At 64.4% G+C, this 26,848-nt stretch carries 23 protein-coding genes; 9 read left to right on the forward strand and 14 right to left on the reverse strand.

Annotation, left to right across the window (positions count from 1 at the left end):
* Positions 1 to 517: 517 nt before the first annotated feature.
* Both radC and map read right to left on the reverse strand, forming a co-directional pair.
* Positions 518 to 1,246, reverse strand: coding sequence for a RadC family protein (gene radC / locus B6S44_RS01550; protein WP_129155036.1), 729 nt, complete (start codon positions 1,244 to 1,246; stop codon positions 518 to 520).
* The gene (map, locus tag B6S44_RS01555; protein WP_129155037.1) at positions 1,243 to 2,064 is read right to left on the reverse strand and encodes a type I methionyl aminopeptidase; all 822 of its coding nucleotides are present in this window, start codon (positions 2,062 to 2,064) and stop codon (positions 1,243 to 1,245) included. Before map ends, radC begins: the two co-directional genes overlap by 4 nt.
* Before the next feature lie 299 nt (positions 2,065 to 2,363).
* Between map and B6S44_RS01560 the strand changes: the two genes are divergently transcribed.
* The 7 genes from B6S44_RS01560 (at position 2,364) to gpt (ending at position 11,071) form a co-directional block, all read left to right on the forward strand.
* The gene (locus tag B6S44_RS01560) at positions 2,364 to 4,466 is read left to right on the forward strand and encodes a TonB-dependent siderophore receptor (protein ID WP_129155038.1); all 2,103 of its coding nucleotides are present in this window, start codon (positions 2,364 to 2,366) and stop codon (positions 4,464 to 4,466) included.
* 8 nt (positions 4,467 to 4,474) lie between these two features.
* A complete protein-coding gene (locus B6S44_RS01565; protein WP_129155039.1) occupies positions 4,475 to 5,701 on the forward strand; it encodes an MFS transporter in 1,227 nt (408 codons plus the stop codon).
* Positions 5,698 to 6,444, forward strand: coding sequence for a siderophore-iron reductase FhuF (gene fhuF / locus B6S44_RS01570; protein ID WP_129155040.1), 747 nt, complete (start codon positions 5,698 to 5,700; stop codon positions 6,442 to 6,444). The genes B6S44_RS01565 and fhuF overlap by 4 nt, the downstream gene beginning before the upstream one ends.
* A 73-nt stretch (positions 6,445 to 6,517) precedes the next feature.
* The gene (locus B6S44_RS01575) at positions 6,518 to 7,369 is read left to right on the forward strand and encodes an FkbM family methyltransferase (protein ID WP_129155041.1); all 852 of its coding nucleotides are present in this window, start codon (positions 6,518 to 6,520) and stop codon (positions 7,367 to 7,369) included.
* Positions 7,370 to 7,496: 127 nt separating this feature from the next.
* Positions 7,497 to 8,261: a competence/damage-inducible protein A gene (locus B6S44_RS01580; RefSeq protein ID WP_129155042.1), complete on the forward strand. Its 765-nt coding sequence runs from the start codon at positions 7,497 to 7,499 to the stop codon at positions 8,259 to 8,261.
* A gap of 366 nt (positions 8,262 to 8,627) precedes the next feature.
* The gene (locus tag B6S44_RS01585) at positions 8,628 to 10,451 is read left to right on the forward strand and encodes a methyl-accepting chemotaxis protein (RefSeq protein ID WP_164985677.1); all 1,824 of its coding nucleotides are present in this window, start codon (positions 8,628 to 8,630) and stop codon (positions 10,449 to 10,451) included.
* Positions 10,452 to 10,561: 110 nt separating this feature from the next.
* Positions 10,562 to 11,071 carry a xanthine phosphoribosyltransferase gene (gene gpt, locus B6S44_RS01590; protein ID WP_126110372.1) on the forward strand — a complete coding sequence of 170 codons (510 nt, stop codon included), beginning with the start codon at positions 10,562 to 10,564 and terminating at the stop codon, positions 11,069 to 11,071.
* A 228-nt stretch (positions 11,072 to 11,299) separates the two neighbouring features.
* On the opposite strand, the gene B6S44_RS01595 is transcribed toward gpt, so the two are convergent.
* The 8 genes from B6S44_RS01595 to B6S44_RS01630 all read right to left on the reverse strand — a co-directional run bounded on the left by B6S44_RS01595 (position 11,300) and on the right by B6S44_RS01630 (position 19,958).
* A complete protein-coding gene (locus B6S44_RS01595; RefSeq protein WP_129155044.1) occupies positions 11,300 to 12,208 on the reverse strand; it encodes a DMT family transporter in 909 nt (302 codons plus the stop codon).
* Between the two features lie 279 nt (positions 12,209 to 12,487).
* On the reverse strand, positions 12,488 to 13,558 hold the full coding sequence (locus B6S44_RS01600; protein WP_248309388.1) for a serine hydrolase domain-containing protein: 1,071 nt from the start codon (positions 13,556 to 13,558) through the stop codon (positions 12,488 to 12,490).
* Positions 13,559 to 13,672: 114 nt separating this feature from the next.
* Positions 13,673 to 14,539: a lysozyme family protein gene (locus B6S44_RS01605; protein ID WP_129155045.1), complete on the reverse strand. Its 867-nt coding sequence runs from the start codon at positions 14,537 to 14,539 to the stop codon at positions 13,673 to 13,675.
* A complete protein-coding gene (locus B6S44_RS01610) occupies positions 14,536 to 15,288 on the reverse strand; it encodes a M48 family metalloprotease (RefSeq protein ID WP_248309389.1) in 753 nt (250 codons plus the stop codon). Before B6S44_RS01610 ends, B6S44_RS01605 begins: the two co-directional genes overlap by 4 nt.
* A gap of 726 nt (positions 15,289 to 16,014) precedes the next feature.
* Positions 16,015 to 16,776: an AAA family ATPase gene (locus B6S44_RS01615; protein ID WP_129155046.1), complete on the reverse strand. Its 762-nt coding sequence runs from the start codon at positions 16,774 to 16,776 to the stop codon at positions 16,015 to 16,017.
* Between the two features lie 1,068 nt (positions 16,777 to 17,844).
* Entirely contained in the window at positions 17,845 to 18,738 is an 894-nt protein-coding gene (locus B6S44_RS29600) for a cell wall hydrolase (protein ID WP_248309390.1), read from the reverse strand.
* Between the two features lie 306 nt (positions 18,739 to 19,044).
* The gene (locus tag B6S44_RS01625) at positions 19,045 to 19,272 is read right to left on the reverse strand and encodes a DUF4167 domain-containing protein (protein WP_129155047.1); all 228 of its coding nucleotides are present in this window, start codon (positions 19,270 to 19,272) and stop codon (positions 19,045 to 19,047) included.
* A 428-nt stretch (positions 19,273 to 19,700) separates the two neighbouring features.
* Complete coding sequence (locus B6S44_RS01630; RefSeq protein WP_129155048.1) at positions 19,701 to 19,958, reverse strand: hypothetical protein; 258 nt, start codon at positions 19,956 to 19,958, stop codon at positions 19,701 to 19,703.
* Positions 19,959 to 19,988: 30 nt separating this feature from the next.
* Here B6S44_RS01630 and B6S44_RS29220 point away from each other — a divergent pair, with 30 nt between their 5' ends.
* Together B6S44_RS29220 and B6S44_RS01635 are read left to right on the forward strand one after the other, a co-directional pair.
* The gene (locus B6S44_RS29220) at positions 19,989 to 20,156 is read left to right on the forward strand and encodes a hypothetical protein (RefSeq protein ID WP_164985678.1); all 168 of its coding nucleotides are present in this window, start codon (positions 19,989 to 19,991) and stop codon (positions 20,154 to 20,156) included.
* 153 nt (positions 20,157 to 20,309) lie between these two features.
* Positions 20,310 to 22,985: a phosphoenolpyruvate carboxylase gene (locus B6S44_RS01635; protein ID WP_129155557.1), complete on the forward strand. Its 2,676-nt coding sequence runs from the start codon at positions 20,310 to 20,312 to the stop codon at positions 22,983 to 22,985.
* A 128-nt stretch (positions 22,986 to 23,113) separates the two neighbouring features.
* On the opposite strand, the gene B6S44_RS01640 is transcribed toward B6S44_RS01635, so the two are convergent.
* The 4 genes from B6S44_RS01640 to B6S44_RS01655 form a co-directional block, all read right to left on the reverse strand.
* Complete coding sequence (locus B6S44_RS01640) at positions 23,114 to 23,404, reverse strand: hypothetical protein (RefSeq protein ID WP_129155049.1); 291 nt, start codon at positions 23,402 to 23,404, stop codon at positions 23,114 to 23,116.
* A 164-nt stretch (positions 23,405 to 23,568) separates the two neighbouring features.
* A complete protein-coding gene (locus tag B6S44_RS01645; RefSeq protein WP_129155050.1) occupies positions 23,569 to 23,928 on the reverse strand; it encodes a hypothetical protein in 360 nt (119 codons plus the stop codon).
* Positions 23,929 to 24,075: 147 nt separating this feature from the next.
* Positions 24,076 to 24,609, reverse strand: coding sequence for a hypothetical protein (locus B6S44_RS01650; protein ID WP_129155051.1), 534 nt, complete (start codon positions 24,607 to 24,609; stop codon positions 24,076 to 24,078).
* Between the two features lie 216 nt (positions 24,610 to 24,825).
* Positions 24,826 to 26,775: an SGNH/GDSL hydrolase family protein gene (locus B6S44_RS01655; RefSeq protein ID WP_129155052.1), complete on the reverse strand. Its 1,950-nt coding sequence runs from the start codon at positions 26,773 to 26,775 to the stop codon at positions 24,826 to 24,828.
* Between the last annotated feature and the right edge of the window lie 73 nt (positions 26,776 to 26,848).

Here is a 26,848-nt window from a genome sequence, read left to right on the forward strand (position 1 = left end):
CGAAGAACGCACCCGAACCGTCATCGACTCGCTAATCACAGAGTCCGCTTACGGAAAGCAGTTCATTTTGAGTGAAGCGAAGGAATCCATGGCGTATCTCCCGCCAGCGATAGCTGGCGCGGCGGACACGATTTCTGGTGTCGCCCAGACACCCAACCAGAGGTCTCGGCAGTGCGCCGTTATGGCTTGTGAGATTCGGGTGCGCTGGTCGGACCTCAGCGACGTCATCCGCCTATTCGATCGGATCGGCATCCGGCAAAAGGCGGTTGTTTACCGAGACGAAGATGTAGCCGCGAGGCAGCCGGTGAGCCGCCTTGTTCGCTTCGGTGCTGAAGCACAATACAATACTCTGTATTGAATTGTGACGAGCGCAAACAAGCTGCCACGCGGCTGCGCTATTCCCTGTTTTTCTACGCTGGGATCCTACGCTCGGCGGTTCTCTCTTGATCCGAGATGGCGGTAAGGCTCAGCTTCATCCGCAGCGAAGCGGTGGTCGCAATGAGGAGACGCCGGACGGTCAGATCAGGCCCAGCCCCTTGAAGCTGGCATGGCCGTCGCGGCCGACGATGATGTGGTCGTGGATGGTGATGCCCAAAGGCTTGGCGATATCAACCAGTTCGCGCGTCATCCTCATGTCGGCGCCTGACGGCGTCGGGTCGCCCGAGGGATGGTTGTGGACCAGGATCAGCGCGGTCGCGGAGAGCTCCAGCGCCCGGCGCATCACCTCGCGCGGATAGACCGGGGTGTGATCGACCGTGCCGGTCTGCTGCACCTCGTCGGCGATCAGCGCGTTCTTCTTGTCGAGGAAGAGGATGCGGAACTGCTCGCGTTCGGCGAAGGCCATGGCGAGGCGGCAATAGTCGATCACAGACGACCAGGAGGAGAGCACCGGCTTCTTGGCGACCTGGCCCTTCATCGTGCGCTTCAGCGCCGCCTCGACGATCTTCAGATCGAGCGCGACGCTCTCGCCGATGCCCTTGACCTCGGTCAGGCGCGAGAGCGGCGCGCCGATCACCTCGGCGAAGGAGCCGAAATGCTGGATCAATTGCTTGGCGAGCGGCTTCACGTCGCGCTGCGGGATCGAGCGGAAGAGCAGGAGCTCGAGCAGTTCGTAATCGGGCAGGGCGGCATCGCCGCCGTCGAGGAAGCGCTGGCGCAAACGGTCGCGGTGACCAAGATGATGCGGCGGGGCGTCGTCAGGGGCAGCGGCAATCGGGGCTGACTTGCCGTTGCCGCTGGTCTTCATGTGCGGGCGAGCGGATTGTCGAGGCCGGCTGGCGAGAGCGTGAAGATCTCGCAGCCCGTATCGGTCACGCCGACCGTATGCTCGAACTGGGCCGAGAGCGAGCGGTCGCGCGTCACCGCGGTCCAGCCATCGGAGAGCACCTTCACGCTCGCCTTGCCGAGATTGATCATCGGCTCGATGGTGAAGAGCATGCCGGGCTTGAGCTCGACGCCTTCGCCGGGGCTGCCATAGTGCAGGATGTTGGGTGCGTCGTGGAAGACTTGGCCGAGGCCATGGCCGCAGAAATCGCGCACGACCGAGCAGCGCTCGCCCTCGGCATAGCGCTGGATGGCAAAGCCGATATCGCCGGTCGTCGCGCCGGGGCGCACCGCGCGGATGCCGCGCAGCAGGCTCTCATAGGTGATCTCGACCAGACGCTCGGCCTTGCGGGGTATGTCGCCGACACCGAACATCCGGCTGGAATCGCCATGCCAGCCATCGACGATCAGCGTGTAGTCGATGTTGACGATGTCGCCCTCGCGCATCGGCTTGTCGTCGGGGATGCCATGGCAGACGACATGGTTGATCGAGGTGCAGATCGACTTGGTGTAGCCGCGATAGAACAACGTCGCCGGATAGGCGCTGTTGTCCATGGCGAACTGGAAGGCGAGGTCGTCGAGGCGCTGGGTGGTCACGCCGGGCCTGACCTCGCCGGCGAGCATGTCGAGGCCGCGCGCGGTGAGCTGGCCGGCCTTGCGCATCGCCGCGAAGGCCTCGGGCCCATGCAGCTTGATGGCGGGGTCGCGCCGCGCGCGCGAGATCGATTCGTTCAGGGTCATTCCGGAGGCCGCTCCTTGATCTTCTTATCTATTGGGTTTGGGTAGCGGTGCAAGGCAGATGCGCGGGCAGGGTGGGCAGCGTCGCCTGCGTGGGATCTGGGCGGTCGCGCGGGAGATCGTCGCAATTTGTCCAAGGCAGGAGCGGCGGGCAACAACAATGCTGTGTCAAAACGTATTTCTCGATATGTGAAGTATAAACTCGATGTGTTTATCTGTAATAATTCAAAAGTGTAATGTATTGACCTGAATAATCCTGGTTGCTAGGCCGCGATCGTCGTTTTTACCGAAAGTCGTGTGCCGTGAATATTCGCTTTGCCCTGCTGGGCTCGTCCGCGCTTCTGTTTGCTCCCGTCGCCGCCCTGGCGCAGGGAGCCGATGGTCGGCAGATCCAGCTCGATACGATCGTCGTCGAAGGGCAGGGCAGCGGTGAGAAGGGTGTCTTCACCGCCAACGGCTATGTCGCCACCTCCGGCCGCAGCGCCAGCAAGACCGATACGCCGCTGCTCGAGACGCCGATGTCGATCTCGACGGTGACGCAGACGCAGCTCGAGCAGCGCAAGCCGCAGAACCTCTTGGAAGCGCTGGCCTATACGCCGGGCGCGCGCATCGGTACCTATGGTTTCGATCCGCGCTACGACGCCTTCACCATCCGCGGCATCGACGTCACCCACAACGCCGTCTTCCGCGATGGCCTGCGCCAGATAGGCAGCCCGAACGGGCTGATGCGGCTCGAGCCCTATGGGCTGGAAGCGATCAGCGTGCTGCGTGGCCCGGCCTCGGCGATCTATGGCGCCAGCACCAGCGCCGGCATCGTCGACCTGATCTCGAAGCGGCCGACTGAGACGCCGTTCCGCGAGATCGAGATCCAGGGCGGCTCCTTCGGCCGCAAGCAGTTCAATTTCGATGTCTCCGGCCCGGCAAACGCGGAGGGGACGCTGCTCTACCGGCTGACCGGCGTCATCCGCGACGCCAAGAGCGACATCAGCGCGATCAAGGACGACCGCATCTTCATCGCGCCGGCGCTGACCTGGAAGCCGAACGAGGCGACCAAGCTCACCGTGCTCGGCGAATACATGGATTCGACCACGGGCGGCACGGCGGCCTATCTCAACCAGTACGGCCCTTATGTCGATCGCCAGGGCAATGTGCTGTCCAAGACTTTGGGCGCGACCAAGGTCTATGTCGGCGACAAGCGCTACAATGATTTCCGCCAGCAGCAGGCCCGCATCGGCTACGAGTTCGAGCACAAGTTCGACGAGGTCTTCACGCTGCGCCAGCGGGCGCGCTACCAGCAGCTCGGCAACAACCAGCAATATGTCTATTTCGACCCCGGCCTGACCCGCGAGAACACCGCAGGTTTCTCGGTCGACACCTCGCTGGAGGCGAAGGTCCGGACCGGGGCGGTGGAGCACACCCTGCTTGCCGGCGTCGATGTCAGCCGGCTGCACTACAAGAGCAAGGAAGCCTTTGGCGGCGTGCCGCTCGGCTACAACCCGGCCTTCCTGTGGCGGACCGAGCAGACGCTGACCACGACCGGCGTCTATCTGCAGGACCAGGTGAAATGGGGCGGCTGGCGCCTCTCGGCCGGCGTTCGCAATGATTGGGTCGACAGCAAGTTCGAGGCGGGCGCCGCCGGCGCGGTCCCGACCGAGAGCAAGCGCGCCGACGGCAAGTTCACAGGCCGGGCCGCGCTGTCTTACGTCACCGAGTTCGGCCTCGCCCCCTATGTCAGCTACGGCACCTCCTTCGTGCCCAATCCCGGCACCGTGCTGAACGGTGGCGTCGCCCAGCCGACGAGCGGCAAGCAGGCCGAGCTCGGCGTGAAATACGACCTGCCGGGCTACAACGCTTCGCTGCGCGCCGCCTTATTCAACATCCGCCAGGACAATGGCGTGGTCTACGAGGTCGTCGACGGCCTCAACCGCCAGGTCCAGCTCGACCTGCGCTCGAGCGGCTTTGAAATCGAGGGCGTCGCGTCGCTGGCCAACGGCCTCAGCCTTCAGGCCTCCTATTCCTACAATGACGCCCGCATCAAGAAGCTGACCGCGGAGACCGTCGGCAACCCGCTGTCCAGCATTCCCTATCACATGGCCTCGCTCTGGCTCGACTATACCGTCCAGAATGGGCCGGTGCGTGGGCTCGGGATCGGCGGCGGCGTGCGTTATGTCGGCTCCAGCCTCGGCGACAATCTCGGCCGGCCGGTGATCGACAACAAGGCGCGCACCTTCGTCGACGGCTCGATCCGCTATGACCTCGAAAATCTCAGCCCGCAGCTCAAGGGCATGCGCGTGCAGGTCAACGCCACCAACCTTCTGAATGAGGTCCAGCAGACCTGCACCGCCGGCTATTGCTATTTCGACGAGGGACGCAAGGTCATCGCCAGCCTGCGCTATCGCTGGTGAGGGCGCTCATGCTGTCGCCGGCGGCGATCGTCATTGCCATCGGGGGCCTTTATGTCGGCCAGAGCATCATCGGCGGGCTGACTTTCATTGCCCTGCCGAGCGTGCTGCGCGAGCGCGGCCTGCCGCTCGACCAGATCGGCCTGACCTATCTCGCCGTGCTGCCCTGGGCGCTGAAGTTTTTGTGGGCGCCGGCGATCGAGCGCTACCGTTTGCCCGATACCGGCCCGGCGCGCTCGCGGACGATCGTGCTGGCGACGACGCTGATCTCCGCTGCGGGATTGATCGCCGTCGGCCTGATCGGCCCGGTCGCTTTCATTCCGCTGATCGCCGTCTTCGTGCTGATCGCCTTCTCCGCCTCTACCGGCGACATCGCCTGCGACGGGCATGCGGTCGAGACACTGTCGCAGGCGCATCATGGCTGGGGCAACGCTGCCCAGGTCGGCGGCGCCTATCTCGGCTCGGCGCTCGGCTCCGGTCTGTTCCTCGTGCTGGTGGCACGGCTCGACTGGCAATTCGCCACCTTCGCCATGGCCGGGCTGCTCCTGTTGCTGGCGCTGCCCTTCCTGCTCTCGCCGGCTCCTGTCGCTCCGACACGGCGCACGCACCAGCCCTCGCTGAAGGAGGCGCTGAGGCGGCCGGAGATGCGCTCCGGTCTCCTCCTCGCCGCCATTTACGTTCTCGCGCAGAAATGGGGCGTGGCGATGCTCGGGCCCTATCTGGTCGACAGCGGGCTCGATCTGGCCTCGCTCGGCCTCGTCAACGGCGTCGGCGGCCTCGCGGTCGGTTTCGCTTGCGCGCTGCTCGGCGGGGCGCTGGTGCGGCTGCTCGGTGCACGCAGCGTGCTCGCTTTGGCGCTCGTGCTGCAAGCAGCTTCGCTCGCGGGCCTCGCCTTCGCCGCCTGGCGCGGGCTGCCGCAGCCGGTCGTGCTTGCTCTGGCGCTGGCGAGCTCCTCCGGCATCATGGCGCTCGGCTTCGTCGCGCTCTATGCGCGCTTCATGGCGCTGTCCGATCCGCGCCAGGCCGGCGTCGACTTCACCTTGCTGCAGTGCATGGACGGGTTGGTCAGCATGGCCGGCGGGATCGGCGCCGGCTGGATTGCCCAGCATTTCGGCTATGGCGTCTGCTTCGCGCTCGCCGCCGGAGCCGCTCTGGTTGCGGCGCCATTGGTCGCGTTTCTGAATGAGCCGGCGGTCTCGGCGCCACCAGCGGCCCAGGAGCAGGCGGCGCTCGGATGAGCCAGGCAGCGCCACTGCCGTCCTTCGCCGCCCGCTTTCCGGAGGCGCTGGCCTGGTACACGGACAAGCTCGTACTGTCCGGTGAGGGCCGTGAGGTCGTCTCGGGACCTGACCTGCTTACGGGCGCCGCTGATCGGTTGATGGCGCGTTTCGCCGTGCTCTATCCGAACAGCGACCGGCGCGCGCTGGTCTCGATGTGGACGCAATGGCATTTCGGCGCTCTGATCATTCCAGCGACGGTGGCGATCCTGCTATGCGACCGCGATCTGCCGCTGGAGCTCGACCGGATCGCGGTCGTGCCGCAGGAAGCCGGGCTGACCAGCGCCATCGTCATTTCCGACGAAGGCGGGTCGCGAGTTGATGGCAGCGACCCCTTCGCGCGCCTGTTCGACGGCCATGTCGCGCCGCTGATCAGCCATTTGGCGGGGCAGTTCCGGGTGTCACCACGGCTGCTCTGGGCCAATGCGGCAGCGATCTTCGAGTGGTCGCTGCAGCAGCTTCCAGCCGAGCTCGCCGATACGCAGACGCTGGCGGCGGCGCGCCTGCGACTGGAGCGGCCGCTGGAGCCGGTCGGGCGCCGCAATCCCATGTTCGAGGCGGTGCGTTATCCCGTCGAGCAGGGGGCGCCGGTCAGGCGTCGCAAGCTCTGCTGCCTGCGCTATCTGCTGGCCGGGGTCGAAGATTGCGGCAGCCTTTGCCCGTTGCATGCGGGCTGCGCTCCGGCGGCGACCGATGCGGCCTGACATAGGCCTCTTGCCGCGCCGGCGTCGATCAAGCCGCTGGCGCAGGCTGCGCCAGGGGTGTATCAGCCCGCCGATGGCATTCAACGAGATCAGACCGGCCGAGGACCAGCCCTTCGGCACCTTCGCGCCGCGGGGCAGCATCGCCCGCATCATCGCCTGGACGCGCTGCGCCTCCGGCTCCTTCCTCGGCCGCAAGTTCGCCTTCGCGCTGCGTCGTCTCGGGCTCAACCGGCTCAAAGGCCAGCCCGTCGACATCGAGGCGCTCGGCGCGCAGATGCGGCTCTATCCGGAGGGCAATGTCTGCGAGAAGCGGGTGCTGTTCACACCGCAGTACTTCGACGCGCGGGAGCGTGAGCTCCTGGCCTCACGCATACGCGACGGCTTCTGCTTCATCGATATCGGGGCGAATATCGGCGCCTATTCGCTTTTCGTCGCGGCCCGCGCCGGCCGGGGCGCGCGCATCCTGGCGGTTGAGCCGCAGCCCGACATCTTCGCGCGGCTGACCTACAACATCGCCCAGAACCCGTTCGGCACGGTCAAGGCTGTCGCCTGTGCGCTCGCCGACAAGCCGGGCGAGCTGACGCTGTTCCTCGATCCTGCGAACAAGGGCGAATCGAGCGTGCGCATCCTGCGTTCCAGCAATGCGAACTCGGTACGCGTGCCGGCGACGACGTTGTTCGCGCTGATGCAGGGCGAGGGCTATGAGCGGCTCGATGCGGTCAAGCTCGATGTCGAGGGCGCCGAGGACCTGATCCTCGAACCCTTCCTGCGCGATGCTCCGGAGGCGCTCTGGCCGGGCTTCATCATCGTCGAGGATTCGCGCGGGCGCTGGCAGAGCGACCTGCCGGCTCTACTGGAGAGCAAGGGCTACAAGCTCATCGCCCAGACCCGGCTGAACCTCGTCTACGAGCGCACGCGCTCGTGATACGCCGCGCCAGGCGCGCATAGCGGCCCCGACCGGCGCGCCGCTTGAGCAATCGCGCGCAAGCGGCTTAGCTCGCTCGCGGATCGGGGAGGCGGCCCCTGCGTTCTGAACAGCACAGGATAAGCCCATGACGGCATCGACTTCTCCCGCCTTTCCGCCCGTCATCACCGCAGCAATCCTGGTGATCGGCGATGAGATCCTGTCCGGGCGGACCAAGGACAAGAACATCGGCTATATCGCCGAATACCTGACCAATATCGGCGTCGAGCTGCGCGAGGTCCGGGTCGTGCCCGACCTGACCGACGAGATCGTCTCGGCGCTGAACGCGCTGCGCTCGCGCTACACCTATGTCTTCACCACCGGCGGCATCGGACCGACCCATGACGACATCACGGCCGACGCGGTCGCCACAGCCTTCGGCGTGCCGATCGACCATGACCAGCGTGCGGTCGACATGCTGCTGGAGCGGTTCCCGGCGGACCAACTCAACGAGGCCAGGATGCGGATGGCGCGGATTCCGGCCGGGGCGGACCTGATCGCCAATTCGGTGTCGAAGGCGCCCGGTTTCAGGATCGGCAACGTCCATGTCATGGCCGGCGTCCCGGCGATCATGCAGGCCATGCTCGACGTCGTCGCGCCGACGTTGAAGACCGGCGCCAAGATCCTGTCGGAGACGGTGAGGGCCGGCCTGAAGGAAGGCGATATCGGCACGCCGCTCGCCGAGATCGCCAAGGCCCATCCCGACTGCTCGATCGGCTCCTATCCGTTCTGGTCCGAGACCGGGCCGGACACCAACATCGTCATCCGCTCGCGCGACCCGGAGAAGCTGATGCTGGCGACGTCGGCCGTGCAGGCGATGGTCGAAACTGAGCGGAAGCGCCTTAGCGCATAGGATGCATATTATAATATTTGCAATCTTAGATTGTAATTTTCAGCTTTCTAACGCCGTTCAAAGTTTAATTGGGCGATAATTTAGAATAATTCGTAAGTATCTCTAGGGCATGATTCAAGGGATTTCTATTTGATGTGACGAGTTTTCATAAACTTAGTCTGCTAATGATGGCGGATACATTTAAATTTATTGAATGTATTCAATTTATGGGGCAAGATTGATTTATGGCAGTTTTTTGAATTGCCCTAACGTCATCTTGATTTTTAACTTGAAGGCCGCCTTCGCTTAGCGAGTCATAAACCATTCTCAGCCATTCTGATCTTGCGGATCATGAGTCCGTGTGGGGCTGAATGCGGGGGGACGGGCATGCGGCTAAATCCATTTGCGGGCGGCGCTTCGCGCCGTGAGATCGAAGGCGAGATGGCGGCGCTCAATCGCGCCATGGCGGTGATCAGTTTCAAGCTCGACGGCACGATTCTCGATGCCAACGAGAACTTCCTGAAGGCGGTGGGGTACACGCTGGAGCAGGTGCGGGGGCACCATCACAGCATGTTCGTCCTGAAGGAGGAGGCCGCGAGCGCCGAATACAAGGCGTTCTGGGAGCGGCTGCGGCAGGGTGAATACGACGCGCGACAGTTTCTCCGCGTCGCCGCCGATGGCAGCGAGTTCTGGATCGAGGCGAGCTACAATCCGGTCTTCGATTCCCGCGGCAAGCCGGTCAAGGTGATCAAGTTTGCGACCGTGATTACGGACCAGAAGAACCGCGAGGCCGATCTGGCCGGGCAGGTCGCCGCGATCCGCAAGGCCATGGCGGTGATCGAGTTCACGCTCGACGGCCACATTCTCGACGCCAACGAGAATTTCCTCGCCGTCACCGGTTATGGGCTCGACGAGATCAAAGGCAAACACCACGCCATGTTCTGCGACGCCGCCCATCGCAGCTCGGCGGAGTATCGCTCCTTCTGGGAGAAGCTCGGCCGCGGCGAGTACGATTCCGGCCAGTACCAGCGCTTCGGCAAGGGTGGCCGCGAGGTCTGGATCCAGGCGAGCTACAACCCGATCATGGATGCCAAGGGCCGGCCGCTGAAGGTGGTGAAATACGCTACCGACATCACCGAGCAGAAGGCGGCGCGCCAGCTCGCCAAGGCGGTGGGCGAAGCGCAGGCAGTCATTGGTCGGGCCAAGGACAAGGACCTGACGAGCCGCATCGATATGGCCGGCAAGGAGGGCGAGGTCGCGGTCCTCTGCGGCGGTATCAACGAGCTGATCGAGACCATGGCGGAGGTGATCGGCGCCGTCGGCGCGATCTCCGGCAAGGTCGGCGTCGCGGCCGACCGGATGGCGGGCGAGAGCCTCGAACTCGCCGAACGCGCCGAGGCCCAGGCCTCGAGCCTGCAGGAGACGGCGGCGACGACCGAGGAGCTGGCCGCCTCGATCAAGACCAGCGCTGGCAATTCGCGTCAGGCTGCGGCGCTCGGCGACGAAGCCAAGGCCGTGGCCTCGCGCGGCGGGGCGATCGTCGCCGATGCCGTCGCGGCGATGGGCCGGATCGAGCAGGCCTCGACCTCCATCGCCGACATCATCTCGATGATCGACGAGATCTCCTTCCAGACCAACCTGCTCGCGCTCAACGCGGCGGTCGAGGCGGCGCGTGCCGGCGATGCCGGTCGGGGCTTCGCCGTCGTCGCCTCGGAGGTGAGGGCGCTGGCCGGCCGCTCCAGTGAATCCGCCAACGGCATCAAGGCGCTGATCGCCAATTCGAGCCAGCAGGTCCGCTCCGGCGTCCAGCTGGTCAAGGATACCGGCCGGACGCTCGAGGAGATCGTCGATGCGGCGAACCGTGTTGCCGGAACCATCGCCGAGATCTCGAGCGCGGCGACGGAGCAGGCCAATGGCGTCGAGGAAATGGCCAAGACCGTCGCCCATATGGACGAGATGACGCAGCAGAACTCGCTGATGGCGGATTCCAGCTCGAAACTGTCGCGCGATCTGCAGGCCGAGACGCAGGCGCTGGCCGCGCTGGTCGGCGCCTTCCGGCTCGGCGGCAGCGAACAGCCGGCTGCGCTTGCCGCGAATCTGCGCTCGGTGCTGCCGGCGATGAAGGCTGTGGCCGCGCCGGCGAAACCCGTGCCGCTCCCGCGCGCCAGGGTGGCGGGTGGCCGGAGCGACGATGGCTGGGCCGAGTTCTAGGGCCAACAAAAGAGTCGCGCGGCGGGGATTGTGGCCGCGCGGCTCTTGCCAGCTTTCGCCGAATGCGCTTTGCGGAAAGGCTCTTTCTTAAGTCTGCCGCAGGACCAGCCATGGCCGAACCGAGCGCCAACAAGGCCTTCCCCGTTTCCTGGGACCAGTTCCACCGCGACGCCCGGGCGCTCGCCTGGCGCCTCGCCGATGCCGGACCGTTCGAGGCGATGGTCTGCATCACCCGCGGCGGGCTGGTGCCGGCGGCGATCATCTGCCGCGAGCTCGGTCTGCGCATGATCGAGACGGTCTGCGTCGCGAGCTATCACGACTACAAGAACCAGACCGAACTCAAGGTGATGAAGGAGATCGCCCCCTCGATCCGCGCCATCGGCGACGGCAAGGGCAAGGGCGTGCTCGTCGTCGACGACCTGACCGACACCGGCAAGACCGCCCGCGTCGTGCGCGAGATGCTGCCGAACGCCCATTTCGCCACGGTCTATGCCAAGCCGGCCGGGGTGCCGGTGGTCGACACCTTCGTCACCGAGGTCAGCCAGGACACCTGGATCTATTTCCCCTGGGACATGGGCCTGTCCTATGTCGAGCCGATCGCCAAGGACCATAAGGGCTGAGCGCGGCGCGTCTTTCCGGGGCTTCGCGAAGCGAAGAGCCCGGAACCCATGAACACTCCTCTTTTCGTCATGGTCGGGCTTGTCCCGACCATCCACGTCTTCCTTCAGGCAGCGTGGTGTCCAAGACGTGGATGCTCGCCACAAGGGCGAGCATGGCGGGCTGGAATTGCGTCGTGGTCATGGGTTCCGGGCTCAGGCCCTTGGCCTGCCCCGGAATGACACCCGAGTTCAGGCGTGGCTCGGCGCCTTGAGCGCCACCACCATGCCGAGGATGGCCAGCGCCATGCCGGCGATCTCCAGCGCCGAGGCGCGCTCGCCGAGGAAGGCGGCGCCCGAGAGCGCCGTCACCACCGGCACCAGCGGCAGGAAGAGCGCGGCGCGGCCGGCGCCTAAAATCGCGACGGCCTGCGTGTAGAGGAAGAGCGCGACCGCGCCGACGATGACGCCCTGATAGAGCGCCTGCAGCGCAATGGCTGAGAGCGGCACCTGCAGCAGGTTGACCGGCTGGACCAGCGCCAGCAGCGGCAGCAGCGGCACCGAGAGCAGGCAGGTCGCCATGGTGACCTCGACCGCATCCGCCCCCCAGCGCCGCGCCAGCAGGCCGAAAATCGACCAGAGCACGGCGATCAGGACGAAGAGCAGGTCGCCGATCCAGGCGCCCTCACGGGTCGGCGTGTTCGCCATCGCCTCGAAGGAGAAGACAACGACACCGGCGACGATGATCGAAAGCCCGATCACCCTGAGCGGGCTGATGCGCTCGCCGAGCACGAGGACGGCGAGCAGCGCGGTCGCGACTGGGATCAGCCCCGGCGAGATCACCGAGGAGTGCAAAGCCGGGGCGAAATGGGCACCGCCGACCAGGATCAGGCTGTAGCTCGGCCCGACGATGGCGGTCAGGATCAGCGCCCGCTTCCAGCCGAGCTTGCCGACCGGGAACGGCTTCAGGCGCTTCAGCGCGAAGGGCAGCAGCACCAGCGAGGCGGCAAGGAAGCGCAAGATGGTGACATCGCCGGCCGAGAGCCCGTCGGCCACCGATTGCCGCGAGATCACCGACTGCACGCCCCAGATCACGGCCGACAGGATGCCGCAGGCAAAGCCGATGGCGAGGCGGGGGGAAGCGGGAGCGGTCGGGGACACTGGGCGAAGGCCTTGCGGGAGCAGGGCGGCTTATGGGCTGAGGGGGAAGCGGCGGCAAGGGTGGGCCGCGTCACGAGGGTTCACGCTGGACGCATGGGCGAGGACACGCGGGGAACCCTCTCCTGTAAGGAGAGGGCAGGGTGAGGTGTAGGCCGCTTGACCAGTGCCGCGAGCGCTCACCGCGCGGTTGGGTTCAGGCTAACGATCTCTCTCCCGAACACCTCACCCCTGCCCCTCTCCTTACAGGAGAGGGGTTCTCCGTCGAGGCTCCCGCGCCCTTCACTCCACCGCCGCGACCAGCCGCTCCAGGAACCCGTCGATCGCGGCCTTGTCGATCCAGCGCAGCACCGCGACGAGATCGTGCTCGGGGTCGATCCAGATCAGGTTGTTGCCCGCTCCTTGCGCGCTGAAGGCGCTCGCCGGCAGCTTGGGATTGGCGGCGGGGCCGCGGTTCAGCCACCAGAGGAAGCCGTAATTCGGCAGGGTCGGCGAGGGCTTGAGCGATTGCTCGATCCAGGCCGAGGGGACCAGCTCGCGCCCCTCCCAGAGGCCCTTCTGCGCGATCAGCTGGCCGAAGCGGGCATGGTCGCGGGCGCTGATGAAGAGGCCGCCGCCCCAATGGCCGCCGCCGGGGACCGACTGCATGCGCTCACCATCGATCTCGAGCCATGAGGTCTCGTAGCCCTCCCAGCGCCAGCCCGTTGATGCGCCGATCGGGTCCATGATACGCTCGCGCAGAACCTCGGGCAGCGGCCGGCGGAAGCGCCGCAGCAGCGCGTAGCCGAGCGCATTCACCCGGACGTCGTTGTATTCGTAGAGGCTGCCGGGCTCGTGCAATTCGCGGCGCTGGCCCTTGCGGCTGTTGTCGGCGCCGATGCCGATCTGCCTGTTATGGTCGACCTGGTCGGACTTGCCGAAGATCTCGCCCTGCCATTCGCTGTTCATGTTGAGCAGATGGCGCCAGGTGATCTTCGCATTGTGCGCGCTGGAGAAATGCGGGCCGTCGACGCTCTTGCCGACCGGCTCGTCGAGATCGGCGATCAGGCCCTCAGTGACGGCGAGGCCGGCCAGCACCGAGAGGTAGCTCTTGGCGATCGAGAAGGTCATGTCGGCGCGCTCGACATCGCCCCATTCGGCGACGACCTCGCCGCCCTGCAGCACGACGCCCGCCGGCCCGCCGCGCGGCTCGACCGGCCCGACGATCTCGGTCCACGGACCCTTCTCGTCCCATTCGCGATTCCCGACATAGGCGCCGTCCGGATAGAACATGCTGCGCGGCCAGGGGGAGTCATGCGCCTGCGCGAAATCGACGGCGGTCTGGAGGCGGGCGGGGGAGAGGGAGCTGGGCAAGGAGGGGACTCGGGGAGCGCTGCTTGATTGCTAGGCAGCCAACATCTTGACCTGCGTGATAGGCGGACCGCAACGAGGATTTAAAGGGGGACACCTACATCGCTAGTAGCATGCTCAACTGCCGTTCAAGCCTATTTCGAACAGTTTTGCTTCGGCCTCGCGTCGAATGAGAAGTCCGCGAGCATCGGGATCGCCCTGCCAGATGCGCTTCATAGATCTAATCCGATCGGGGACTTCTCTAAACCGTTCCTGGCTCATTAACGTACGAATTTCACGCATCTCTCGTCGACGATCGAGAGGGTCATTCTGACGCGAATTCATTCCGTTTCCACGATTGTAGACTATCGACGTTAAAGCTCCAAAACTGTTATCGGAAATCTGATTGCAATTAGGGAATGTAGCTTCTACCAAATTCATGTATAATTTGACAAAATAATCGAACTGCCTGACAGCTTCTTCCCATTTAATCTCAACATGCTGAAGATTATCAGCCGCTGACTGTGCGTTATTGGCTTTAATTTCGCAAGCGGATTCGAGCGCGTTAATACGATCATTATCGATGTAGCCGGTCCAGTCGGTACGGAACTGACTTTTGGTAACGTAACCTATGTCGTATCCAATAGCGATTGTTACGCCCGATTGGCCTTTTGGCCAGATAGGAGTCCTAAAGCGCCTCTCGTAAAGTGAACGACTTGATACTTCAGCTGAGATCAAAAGTTGGCGGGTTTGAGGGGAGATTATTCTTCGCGACGGGCGCCTAAAGGTTCGAGGTAAATCTGGGCGCTGAGCAAGTGTCTCAGGAGGTGGAACAAAACTCAGATTTATCAGCTCATTGAATCTCTTTGCTTTTAATACAGCCTCCGCGTCGGACTCTAGCTCAGATAGCAAGCGAGTAAAATCTTCAGAAGGGCTTTGTGAGAAGGCCTTCAATGTGATTGGCCCCTGCATCAATAAGGTGATGAATAGCCGCCTATCCATCATTGCCGACTCATAGAAAACTGGAACGCAGCATCGATTGCGTCTGGGGCTGATAGCTTTCGTTCGTAAATAGATTTAAAGCCTTCGATAACAGCTGAGCCTCTTTCCTCTGACGTACCATGAGTTCCTCGGGTTACGCCTCCAAATGATCTTTGGGTTGTCGCAAAGGCGACCGCTGGAAAATCATTTCGTTCAAGTTTTTTGAATCCTGCATAGTATCCAGCCATGTAGTCGGCAAATTGTTCCGCTCTAAACGGATTGTTATCTTGCATAAGTCGATCAATAAGGCCAGTTTTATAGCTCACAATATGCCCAAATTCGTGAGCGCAAACAGCTACTACTGACGCATCCGGATGCTCTGGGCGTGTAAGAAGCTGTTGAAGCATGTTGAGCCCAAACAATACCGTGCCATCTGCTCTCTGTAGTCTCGGCTCGGGCGTTGCGAGAGCGTTTGGTTGAGATCCGTCTTGGTAATAGGCAAAAGCAGGTAGTACATCGAATAGCTGTGACAATCGCCCCAGTGTTTGAGCCAGTGCTCGATCAAGTTCCGGATTTCCAGATCTTGCCTCAATCACCTCGCTGCCAGTTTGGAGTAAGGTGGCTGTCTGTGTTCTAGAAAAATACCGTGGCGCTTCGAGTTTTGGAACGTGGCAGCCTAAAGCTCTTACCGAACTTACGTTTGCGTGGCAATCGCATGTGCATGTCAACAACGTCAGTGCGCCGCCTAAGATCGTTTCCCGCCGCGAGATCATTGGCACATCGCTGGGTAAAGTCTGCAGCCATCAGAGGAAGCCGCAGTTGGGGGTTGCGTTGAGGGAGGGCTTCCGCCGCTCGCGCTTGGCGGGTTAGGTGCCGGCCCAGTGCCAACTCTTGGCGGAGGGGCAGAAGAGGGGGTAATTTGAAAATTCAAGTATTCAACTTTACCCGTATGTTGTGAAATTCCGATATACCAATCTGTAGCTTGATTGGTTTGGTGCTGAACTCTTACTGCGTAAACCGGCCCGGCCGGTAGTTGTTGCTGTCCTGTAACTTGAAAATTCGTGGGAGAGCCGAGCTGCTGAAGTTGCGGATAGCACCCACTCCCTCCCGTCTGCATCGAAATCATCTGAAACAACTGAACGCCAAGAATCTGAAATGCTTGCGGCGGGCCACAGTTTTGGAACGCGCCCAGCAGAATGGAAAGCGCTTGTCGAGGATCTGGTGGCGCCTGCATCCCGTGAGGCCCGGGATACGGCAGCACGGCTGGTTGCGCAGATGCCCCCATCGCACTCAGAGCAAAAAAAAGCATGCCAAGAGCGGGTGTCTTCATCGCGCAAGCTCCATGAGGCGTCGAGCATATTCTGAAAACTATGAAAGTCTAGATGCAGAGTGACGATGATGGAGGTAGGCCACTGCCCTAGGGTACTGAGGCTGAGTTAACACCAAGCACTGCTGGCTCTCACTGCAAGGATTGAAGTTAAGCCCTCAGCGCCGCACCCTCACTCTTCCATCATCGTCTCCACAAACGTCGCCGGGTCGAGGCAGAATTCGCGGATGAGGCGGAAATGCCGGGTCTGCTCGATCGTGATCGGATCGAGCCCGTATTTGCTCAAGCCGAGCAGGCGGGCGCCGGGATAGGCCATCAGGATCGGGGCATGGGTCGCCATGATCACCTGGCACTGGCCGAGCCGGTCCATGCGGCGCAGCAGCTTGAGGAACTCGATCTGGCGGGCCGGCGACAGCGCCGATTCCGGTTCGTCGAAGATGAAGATGCCGCGGCGCTGGCAGCGCTCCTCGAAGAAGCGCAAAAAACCCTCGCCATGCGAATGGGAGAGAAAATCGGGTGGCGCATAGCCAGAATCGCGGGCGGCGCTGTCGAGATAGCGTGCCACCGAAAAGAAGCTTTCGGCCCGGAAAAACCAGCCATCGGTGACCTTGGGCAGCCAGCTCGCCTTGAGCGCGCTCGCGAGCCGGCCACCCATGGCCTCGACGGCCTGCGCATGGTCGACCGGGCGGTAGCCCTTGCCGCCGCCGGCCTCGTCAAAGCCGGCGAGCGCGGCGATGCCTTCGAGCAGCGTCGATTTTCCCGTGCCGTTCTCGCCGACGATGATGGTGATCGACCGGTCGAAGGACAGCTCGAACTCGTCGCGCAGGAAGGGCAGGCACCAGGGATAGGCTTCGGCGTCGGGCACCGCATCGCGGTCGAGCCAGATGCGCCTGAGATAGGGCGCGGGCAGGCGGGTCGGGCTGCTTCGTCTCATGGGCACTCAAGGTCGGGGTGGGGCAGGCTATAGCGTGCTGCGTTTCAATCAAAGCGCGAGTCATCCCGGACAAGCCGCGAAGCGGCGCCGATCCGGGATCCATTCCCGAGCCTTTCCGAAAGAGGTTCCGGAATGGATCCCGGGTCTCCCTTCGGTCGCCCGGGACGACTCGCGCTTAAATGACGAAGACCATTTAGACCCGGCTTGCGATCGTCCAAGCGTGAATGTCCCGCCGGCTTCCGCCGCGAGGGTGTGAAGGGAACGCCATCCGAGGGAGGCGCGGGGACGGGCGGCGTCGCAGTCGACGGCTGCGTGCCGAATGTCGATGTCGAATTGTCGAGGCAGCGCCACTGGCCACTGCCCGAACCCCGCGCGCGGTTCTCTTAAGGTGCTCTCGCCGTCTGGTTACGTCCGGCAGGACTGGGAGTGCCTCTCCCATCGACGAAAACCCCTCCGTGGTGGAACGAGCCAACCGGTCGCAAAGTGGATCGCACTCTGCGCGGCCGAACTCATTCGGGCTTGCGAAGCTCTTTCGCCACGGACACCGCTCTCCCGCCCGGCCTCTCGACGCCTCGCGAAGCCCCCTCGGTTCGGGCGGGACGGGGAGAAGCATAAGCCAGGTTTTGGGGGCGGGGATTGATTGGGGAGTTGTCCCCGTTGGCTCGGCCGTCATGCTCGCCCTTGTGGCGAGCATCCACGTCTTGAACCCCGAATGTGACAAGCGAAGACGGGGATGGTCGGGACAAGCCCGACCATGACGAGGAGGCGCGGGGAACCCTTCTCCCGCATCGAAGTCGGCTTCATCCGACTTCGACACTTTGAGTGCTGATCTCGGGCAGGCCCGAGATCAGTGGAGAAGGGCAGGGATGAGGGCCTGCCCTAATCGTAGAAGGCGCACCGGCACCGTTGCGTTCAGATGATCAGCGGCGGTCCCTCACCCCTGCCCCTCTCCCATCCGGGAGAGGGGTTCCGTGGCGTGGTTCCTTGCGCGCTCGGCAACGAAGACGTGGATGGTCGGGACAAGCCCGACCATGACGAAACCAGCGGCTTTTTGGGGCTTTGGACTGCTCAGTTCTGCTGCAGGCTGCCGCGCAAGGGGCGGGAGGGCGGCATCAGCGCGGCGAGGCGGGCGTCGCTCCTCGGCGGCGCGATGAAGGCCTGCGCGGTCTTCCCGGACATGCCGAGATCGTAAGGCCGGCTCGGCGGCAGCGTCATGTTGGTGACGAGCTGCGAGGCTGCGCTGGCGGGGGCGGCGGCGGGCGCCTCGGGCGCGAAGGCGAGCGGCGCGGTCGCGAAGGAGGTCGACCCGGTCGAGGCCGTGGTGGCGAGCGGCGCCGGCGCGGTGACCGCGGCGAGCTGGTAGCTCGGCTCTTCGATGCGGCGGCGCTCGGGGCGCTCGCCCTTGACGTAGAAGGCGTTGCCGCCGGCCACCGTCACGTAATGCATGTTGGCGTATGAGAAGCGCAGGCCCGCCATGTGGAAATGCTTGGCGTTGCCGACAGCCTCGTTGCGCTTGCCGGCGAGGATGGCTTCGGCGGCGGCCTCGGCCTTCGGCAGGTCGCGGGCGACCATCTGGCGGGTCAGCACGCCCGGCGCGAACTGGCGCGGCGCGCCGACGACGCCGCAGATCGTCTCAGGATAGCGCGGCGCTCCGACCCGGTTCATCACCACCGTGCCGACGCCGAGCAGGCCTGCATCGCTCGAGCGGTTCGATTCGAAATACATCGCGCGGACAAGGCATTCCTTCTCGCGCGGGTCGGCCTTGGCGAGCTCGATGGCGCGCTTGCGGGCCTCGTGCGGCTGCTTGGCGGCGGGGGCGGCGGTGTTCGCAGCGGTCTGGACCGGCGAGACGCTGCAGGCGCCGAGGGCAGGCGCAGCCAGGGCAACCAGAAGCGGGATCGTCTTGCGGGGGCCCATGCCGGTGAAACGGACGGCGTTCGCAGCGATCATTGTCCGCTTCATGCGGTCATCTCCTGATTACGGGTCGGGCCTGCCTCGGGTGGCAGGCCGTCATCACCGGAAAGGAATCCGAAGCCTCTTACCAGAAAGTTAATTTCGAAAGGAAGAGGCAAAGCTGCATGACGGCGGGTCGGCGCTCCACTGTGGTGAGGCGCTCGGATTTTCGGAGTGGGAATTGACTGGGGGTTGTTCCCGTTGATGGCACATTGCGCGGGAGCAGGGCAGGGATGAGGGCCTGTCCTATCAGCAAGAGACGCGCGCTGCCATGCCGGGGGAGGCCGGGACAGCAAGCCCGACCGTGACGGGGCCTCAGGCGGCCGTGCCGTTGATCAGGCGCTGATAATGCTCGGCATATTGGTAATAGCGCTCGGCCTCGACCCTGTCGCCGGTGAGGGCCTTGGCCTTGGCCAGAGCGACATAGCGCTCATAGCTCGCCTGCGGGCTTGCGCCCGGCTTTGCCTGCGCAGCGTCGGCGCGTGGCCCCGGGCGGGTGAAGCGATTGTCGAACGCTGTCGTTCTGGATGGGTGTGTGTTCATGTCCAGCCTCCTTATCCCAGCATCTTCTTGACGATGCGACGCAGCTCCTGCCGGCTGAGCCCGCAGGGTTGCGGCTTCCAGTCAGGAGAGCTTGCGGGCGCGGATTTCGGCGGAAGCGTATTGGCGATCGCATCGGCGACACGCCCGGTCTGCGGTGACTTCAGTCGTATTGATTCTTGCATTTATGTCCGTTTGCCGCCCGGCTTAAGGCCGCGCGGTCTTGTGGTGACATCGCCGGGCACACTACGTGCGGCGATGATGCTGCGATTGGCAGCGATCCGTTTTCGATGGGTAGGGTGGAGGCTCGTCGCCGGTTCCAAGCAGAGGAACCAGCCGATCAGTCTTCGCCTGCCTACTATTTCTATCCGGGCAATGTGGCCAAATGAAGTTGTTCGGCCGCGTTCTGCTGCTTTGTGACTGTCGAGACCTTATGGGAAATAGGTCGTCGCAACAGTTGCCGGACGATGACGACATGGTCCCTTGAGGTTTTTCTCGATGGCGGTCATCGCCGCGTCCACCGACAGGAACGGCCCCTTCCGGATGTCGCTCAGCCGCTCGACCTGTTCCTGCGAAAGAGTGATCCAGCAGGTGCCGTGCGGATCGCAAATGATCGAGCAGATCGGACGCTCGAGCAGGTCGCAGACGCCCCAGTCGCCGGAGAGGTTGCGCCGCACGGTCGTGTCCATGGCTTCCTCCGGATCTACTCCGATATGGCCATGGAAGCGGTGATTTGTAAGGGCAAGGCGCTGATCGAGGCCGATGTTCCCCGGTTGGAGCGTCATTTCATCGGCGCCCGGATCGCTGTTGCGGAGCCGCATTGCTTTTCGCAGTTGCAGCAAAGTCGGATTCTTGCTCACCTGCTGCCCGCCTCATCAAACGATTGAAAAGCGGAGAGCGGCGTGGCGGGTACGGAGGAGTTGTCGCCATCGGCGCTGGCGGGCGAATTGTCGGCGGCGATCGTGCAGGCGCGCTCGGATGCGCGCGAGGACCCGTTCGGCAATCCGGTGCTGCGCGTCACGCTCTGGCTGACCCGCAAGATGGATCGTGGCGAGGTCACGCTCGAGGATGCCGCCGCGCTGATCCGCCAGCTCGGCCGCGCCGCGCTCGCCGACAGGGCGGCGCGCGTCGCGTCTTATGTCGGGCTGGAGCAGGATGAGCTTGAGGCTTATGCGGTGCTGGCGCGGCGCGTCGCCGATGAGGCGAGCGGCGCGGCGCAGCCCTTCGAGGCCTATGGCGCGGCGCTGGCGCGGGTGCGCTTCGCCGCGGTCTTCACCGCGCATCCGACCTTCGGCATGAGCCGGGTGGTGGCGCATGCGCTGGCCGAACTCGCCTCGAATGAGGGCGAGGCGGCGGCGCTGAGGGCGGCCGATCTCTCCTTCCGGCCGGATGAAGCGATCACCTTGCAGGACGAGTTCGAGCAGGCGCGCTTCTCGGTACGCAACGCCCGCGACGCGATCGACCGGCTGAACGCCGCCTTCCTGGCCGAGGCACGGGCGCGCTGGCCGCAGCGCTGGCGCGAACTCAGGCCGCGCGCCTTGCTGCTTGCCTCCTGGGTCGGCTGTGACACCGATGGGCGAACCGATATCGGCTGGTGGGACACGCTGCGCTACCGGCTGGAATCGAAGCGTGGCCAGTTCTTCCGCCTGCTGGAGAAGCTGCCGGAGGCGCCGACGACCGCCGAGGTGAGGGCGCTGGTCGAGGGCGCGCACGCGGCGGTCGAGCGGCAGCTGGCGCTTTGCCCGCCTTTGAACAGCAAGCCGGAGATCGGGGCGCTGCAGGCGTTCTCGCTCGCACTGGTCGGCGAGCGTGAGGCGGCCCTGCCGGATTCCTCAAAGCTGCTGGCCGCGCTCGACAAGGCGATCGTGCTGGCTGAAGACGAGGCGACGGCGAGCGCGCTCATCCTGGCGCGGGCCGGCGTGATCGCACATGGCGTCTCGATCGCGCTGCCGCACTTCAGGCTCAACGCCTCGCAATTGCACAACGCGATGCGCGGGGTGATCCCGCTCGACGAGGAGCCGGCCCAGCCGGCGCAGCGGCGCGCCTTCCTTTCCGCCGCGAACCAGGCGCTCGCCAGGGCGAAGCCGACGCCGGTGGATTTCGGGGCGCTCGCGGTCGAGCGCGCCTCGGCGGCGCGGATGATGATGATGGTCGCGCAGATCGTGAAGCATGTCGACGGCTCGCGACCGGTGCGCTTCCTGATCGCCGAGACCGAGACCGGTTATACGCTGCTGTCGGCGCTCTATCTCGCCAAGCGCTTCGGCATCGCCGACCTCGTCGAGATCTCGCCGCTGTTCGAGACCTCCGACGCGCTGGAGCAAGGGCCGCGCATCATCGACGAGGCGCTGCGCAGCCCGCATTGGCGCGACTATCTCAAGCGCCATGGAAGGCTCTGCGTCCAGTTCGGCTACTCCGATTCCGGCCGCTATATCGGCCAGGTCGCGGCGACCTTCTGGGTCGAGCGGCTGCGCAGTCGCATCCTCGAATTGCTGCAGCGCTATGGGCTTACCGAGATCGAGCTCGTGATCTTCGACACCCATGGCGAGTCGGCCGGGCGCGGCGCACACCCCGACAGTCTTGCCGACCGGCTCGCCTATCTCGATCCGGAATGGCCGCGGCGCGCCTTTGCCAAGGCCGGCGTCAAGGTCACGCGCGAGACCAGCTTTCAGGGCAGCGACGGCTATCTGCTGTTTGGCACGAGCGGGCTGGCGGGCGCGACGGTGGCGCGTATCGCGGAAAGTGTCTTCGCCGACCCGTCGGCCGGCGCGGATGATCCGATCTATGCCGAACCGGATTTCTCGACCGAGTTCTTCCAGACCGTGCGCGAGGAGATGACCCATCTCGTCGACGATCCCGGCTATGCGGCGCTGATCGGCACCTTCGGCCCGTCCTTGCTCGACAAGACCGGCTCGCGCCCGGCGGCGCGGCAGAGCGATGCCGGCGGGCCGACGGTGATCCGCCATCCGCGCGAGCTGCGCGCCATCCCCAACAACGCCATCCTGCAGCAGCTTGGCTGGCTGGCGAACAGCGTCCACGGCATCGGCCAGGCGGCGGCGCGAGCGCCCGAGCTGTTCCTTGCGATGCGCGAGAGCTCGGAGCGCTTCGGCCGGGCCTACCGCCTTGCGGCCCATGCCATGGCGAACAGCGATCTCGACGTGCTGCGCGCCTATCTCGACACGCTCGACGCCGGCAGCTGGTTCGACCGGGCACGGCGGACCGAGAAGGAGGGGCGGCGCGACGAACTGCTCGCCGTCGCGGACGCATTGGCACAGCTCGACCTGGCGCCCACGCTCCGGCGGCTGTTCTGGCGCTTCGCCTCGGACCGGCTGAAGCTGAAGGAGGCGGCGGGCGAGCTGCCGGCGATGCCGGTCAGGCTGGTGGCGCTGCATACGCTGCGCCTCTCGCTGCTGCACCGGATCTGGCTGTCGGCGACGCATATCCCCGATTTCCGCCCGCATGCCGGGGTGACGCGCGAATTGCTGCTCGAACGCATCCTGCGGCTCGACATGGCCGGGGCGCTCGCGCTTCTCGGCGAGATCTTCCCGGTCAACCCCGATCCGGCGCTGGGCCTCGATTTCGGCGAGCCTGCCGGTCCGCGCGAAGGCGGAGCCTATGCTGCCTTGCACCGCGACGTGATCGAGCCGATGCGGGCGTGCTTTGCGTTGCTGCGCGAGATCTCAGGCGCGATCCAGCACGAGATCGGCGCGTTCGGCTGAGGGATCAGCCGCCAACCGTCATGCTCGCCCTTGTGGCGAGCATCCACGTCTTGAACACCGCTCTCGAAGGATGAAGACGTGGATGGTCGGGACAAGCCCGACCATGACGGAAGGGGTGATGGACGGCCTCAGGCCGCCCGGTCGAGCGCGACCACGATGTCGGTGTACTCAGGCTCGTGCGGAGAGAGATTCTTTCGGCTCTCATCACTCCAGCGCGCGAGCTTGACCACACGCCCCATGCTCTCGGCGGCTCCATCGGTCTTCACCGGCTCGATGATGGCGAGCCCGCCGGTGTCGAGGAAGAAGGTATGTTCGCCGAACAGCTCGCCGAGCTGGACCGTTGCCGGATGGTTCTCCGGTATCGCCTGGGCCTCGATCTGGTGGAGGGCGCTGTCGATGCCTGCTTCGTTCAGTTTCATGATCGATCCTTTCATTGCGAGTGAGAGACGGATTCACCGATCGGACTGTGCCAATCCGATCGCATCCGGCTCTCGCGGCGCTGCGCGGGAACGGGCAGGAGCGCCGCACTGCCCATGGAAGTGCTCCGGTCTGGCGGCCGGCACTCCTCAAATGGCCTGGCTTCTCAGATGCTCTCCTCGGCGATCAGGGTCAGGTCGCCGTCCTCGTCGAAGGCGACCGCGATGACCGCGGCGGAGTTCATGCCCTTGGCCTGAAGCGCCTTGGCGGCGACGGGAATGGCGTCTATCGACTGCCTGAGCTGCTGCAACTCGTCAGGACTGGTCTGCGCGATGGCGCTGTCGACCTGCACGCGCAATTGCGGCGGCAACGAGCGGCGTTCGATCACGGTCGCAGTGCGGATCGCAGTCGGATCCTGGAGGCCGGGAACCTCAGGGACGGGGAGGGAAGGCGATTGGCCCTGCGCTGCGGCCGCGCCGGTAAACAGCACGAAGGACAGGCAGACGGCGCTGGCAAGGTTACGCATCTCTGGCTCCTTTCCATCGCTGGAGGAGGGGCAAGCGCCCGATGCGGAGCGACCCTGGATGCGAAATCTGGTCAGCCTCTGTCGCTGGTCTGACCGTTCGAAGGTATCAATGCGATTGAAATGGGACGGCGCGGGCGAGACTGTGCCTCAGCGCGTGCGCTCCGAGAGCTCGGCCGAGGCGGCGGCGTTGCGATCGCCGATCGCCTGCACAGGCTCCCAGACCGTGTAGTTGTCCCTCGGAGTCGAGATCAGGTATTTGAGCTGGCCCTTGGCCTTGGCCGAGAGCAGCTTGCTGGTCTGGAAGCTGGCGAAGTTGGCATAGGCGCGCGCGCCGCCATCGAACACCACGACGCGATCCTTCAGGACGATGATGTCGCCCTTCTTCAGCGTCTCGTCCTTGAGGTACCAGAACGGGTCGTTGGCATATTCCATCGGCTTGACGAGCGGCGTCTTCGGCCCGTCCTTGACGTCCTTGGTGGCGCCTTCGAGCTTCGCCTTCTTGCGCGAGGGCCGAACGGTCATGTGCAGCGGCACGCTCTCCGGCATGGGCGCGACGGCCCGGCGCTGCGGGACGCCGAACAACGTTTCCCAGAAGCCCGCTGCGTTCGCGGGCGAGGCGACAGCAATCGAGGTCGCTGCCAGCGCGGCAACCGCTATGACTTGTTTCGAAATTGACGGCACGGCTGAATCCCCAGCTCCGCAACCGGAGATAGTGATAAGTCTGCCCGATCTCAATGACGACAGAGCGACGTGATGAATCGCTTCTTCGTCACATTTCGGCGATTGCGTCGAACCCATTGCGAGATTGTTGAGCTGTGATCGATTCCGCGATGAATTTTGCTGCGTTGCAGCGCTGGCACCGCGCTGGGCTCATGCGGCCATGCGCCGGCAAAGGGATCAAGGCTGTGGAAGCTTGAGCACCTCGCGCAGCACCGGAATGGTCGCGTCGGCGATCGCGGAATGGCCGCTGGCATTGGGATGGAAGGAGCCGCCAAGCGTCGCGGCGAGAAGAGGCTGCACCTTGTCCTGGGGAGGATAGGGCGTCCTTCCTCTACCGATCGGGGCGACGCGCATGTAGTGGCCGGTGAGGAAGGCATCATTCGGCGTGACGAACCAGCGGTTGCGTGGCCGATAGGCGCGCCATTCGCTCGGCGCGAACGGCTCCCACAGGAAGTGGTGGGGCTTTTTGAACCCGACATAGGTGGGAAATTGCATCGCACCTGAAATCTGGCGATCCGGCGCATCGGCGGGTGCGCCCGCCGTGCAAAGGGCGTGGCCAGCGAAGCGCTCGACATGGCTATCGACGAACCGCCAGCGCCGACCTTCAGGAAGGGCGGCGACGGCAGCTGCAATGTTCTGGTTCAGGAACGGCACGAACGTGGCCGCTTCCCGACCTGTATCGTCCTTGCTGATCGCGAGAATGCGGTGGACGTCCATGCCCGCGTCGCTCGGCTGACAGACGCTGCTTCCGCCGCCGCTGCGCGTGATCTGCGGATAGCCGGTCTGGATGATGGCGGAGGAGGGCAGGTCGAGGTGCCTGCGGAAGGCGTCGGACAATTCCCCGATGCGGTTCGGGATCAGGTCCCTGACGGCCTGGCGCGCCTCGTCGAAGGTCTTGGTCGCGACCTGGCTGAGCCAAAGCTCGTAGAGCATTTCTGTGAACGGCCCGTAATCGCCCTTGGCGACCACCTCTTCGGCGATCACGCTGGAGAAGCCGATATCGTTTCCACCGACGCTGAGCAGCACTGCGTCCGGCTTGAGCCGGGCCCGCTCCTTGCAATCGCGCAACTCGCTTTGCCAGTCGAAGCCCCTGCCACGATTGTTGAAGCGGCTGTAGCCGACCCTGCTGCTGCAGTAGTCGCGCCAATAGCGCATGAGTTGCGGTGAAGCGTCGTAGAAGCTTTCCTCGTCGTCTCGCGCCGCATAATAGCCGAGGATGCCGGCCTGGACCTCGGCGCCGGTGCAACTATAGGGCGTCAGCGTTACGGCCAGGTCGCGATGCGCCAAGGCAAGGATGAGCGTCGCGCGGACATGCTGAGAATAGAGCGAGCGATGGCATTGGCTGTTGAGCCAGATGGCTCTTGCGTAGGGATGTCCCAGTCTTTGGTGATCGCCACCAAGCCGTCGCGGATAATTCCGAGGACGTCCATTGGTCGACGAGGATGCTTGGTAGCTTGATGGGCTGTCATCGACGAGCTCGACCGGCTTGTCGGGATTGCCTTCGCCCGAGGAGAACGAATCGCCGAAGCCGACGATCGCGACATGGCGCAGCCGCACGCTCCTGGTCTCGGCCACAGGTGCATTCGCTGCTGTCACCGTGATGTCGAAGGGCTTGTCGAAGGCGCGCCGCGCCAGCCGCACTTCCGTGGCGCAGGGTGCGACGACGGTGAGTTCGGCAGCTACCCATCGGCAGGATTGCCCGGCGAGCGCCGGCGGCAGGTCGGCGATCCTTGCGAGCACGTCGGCGACGCGCGGCTCCATGAACTGGTCGCCGGTGTCGAGCTTACATTTCCAATGGCCGTGATTGCCGTTCTCGAAGCAGGTTTCGCGCGTGACCGCGGAGGTCCAGCCATAGCGCGCGATGCTGACCCGGTCACCGAAGGCCCTACCGAGCGTGCCTTTCGCAGCGGCACGTTGCATGGCGTCTTCAAAAGCGAAGGCCGGCCGCTCCTTGCGGTCTTCAGCTGGCAGCGCGGCGAAGACCTCGGCGAGCTTGCGGAACTGCTTTTCCTGCTTGAACAGGCGAAAGCGGTTGGCGATCTCCCACTCGATCCGCGGCTGCGCGAAAGCTTCGCCGGCAGCGAGCCCGACAGTCAGGAGCAATAGAAACAAGCGCAGCCGAAACATGCCGTCCCCCCCCGCTTCACGCGGCAACCGTAGCGTGTGTGATGACGCAAGGGAAGGTCTCGTCTGCGCATTG

The sequence above is a fragment of the Allobosea sp. Tri-44 genome, assembly GCF_004123845.1.
Taxonomy (GTDB): domain Bacteria; phylum Pseudomonadota; class Alphaproteobacteria; order Rhizobiales; family Beijerinckiaceae; genus Allobosea.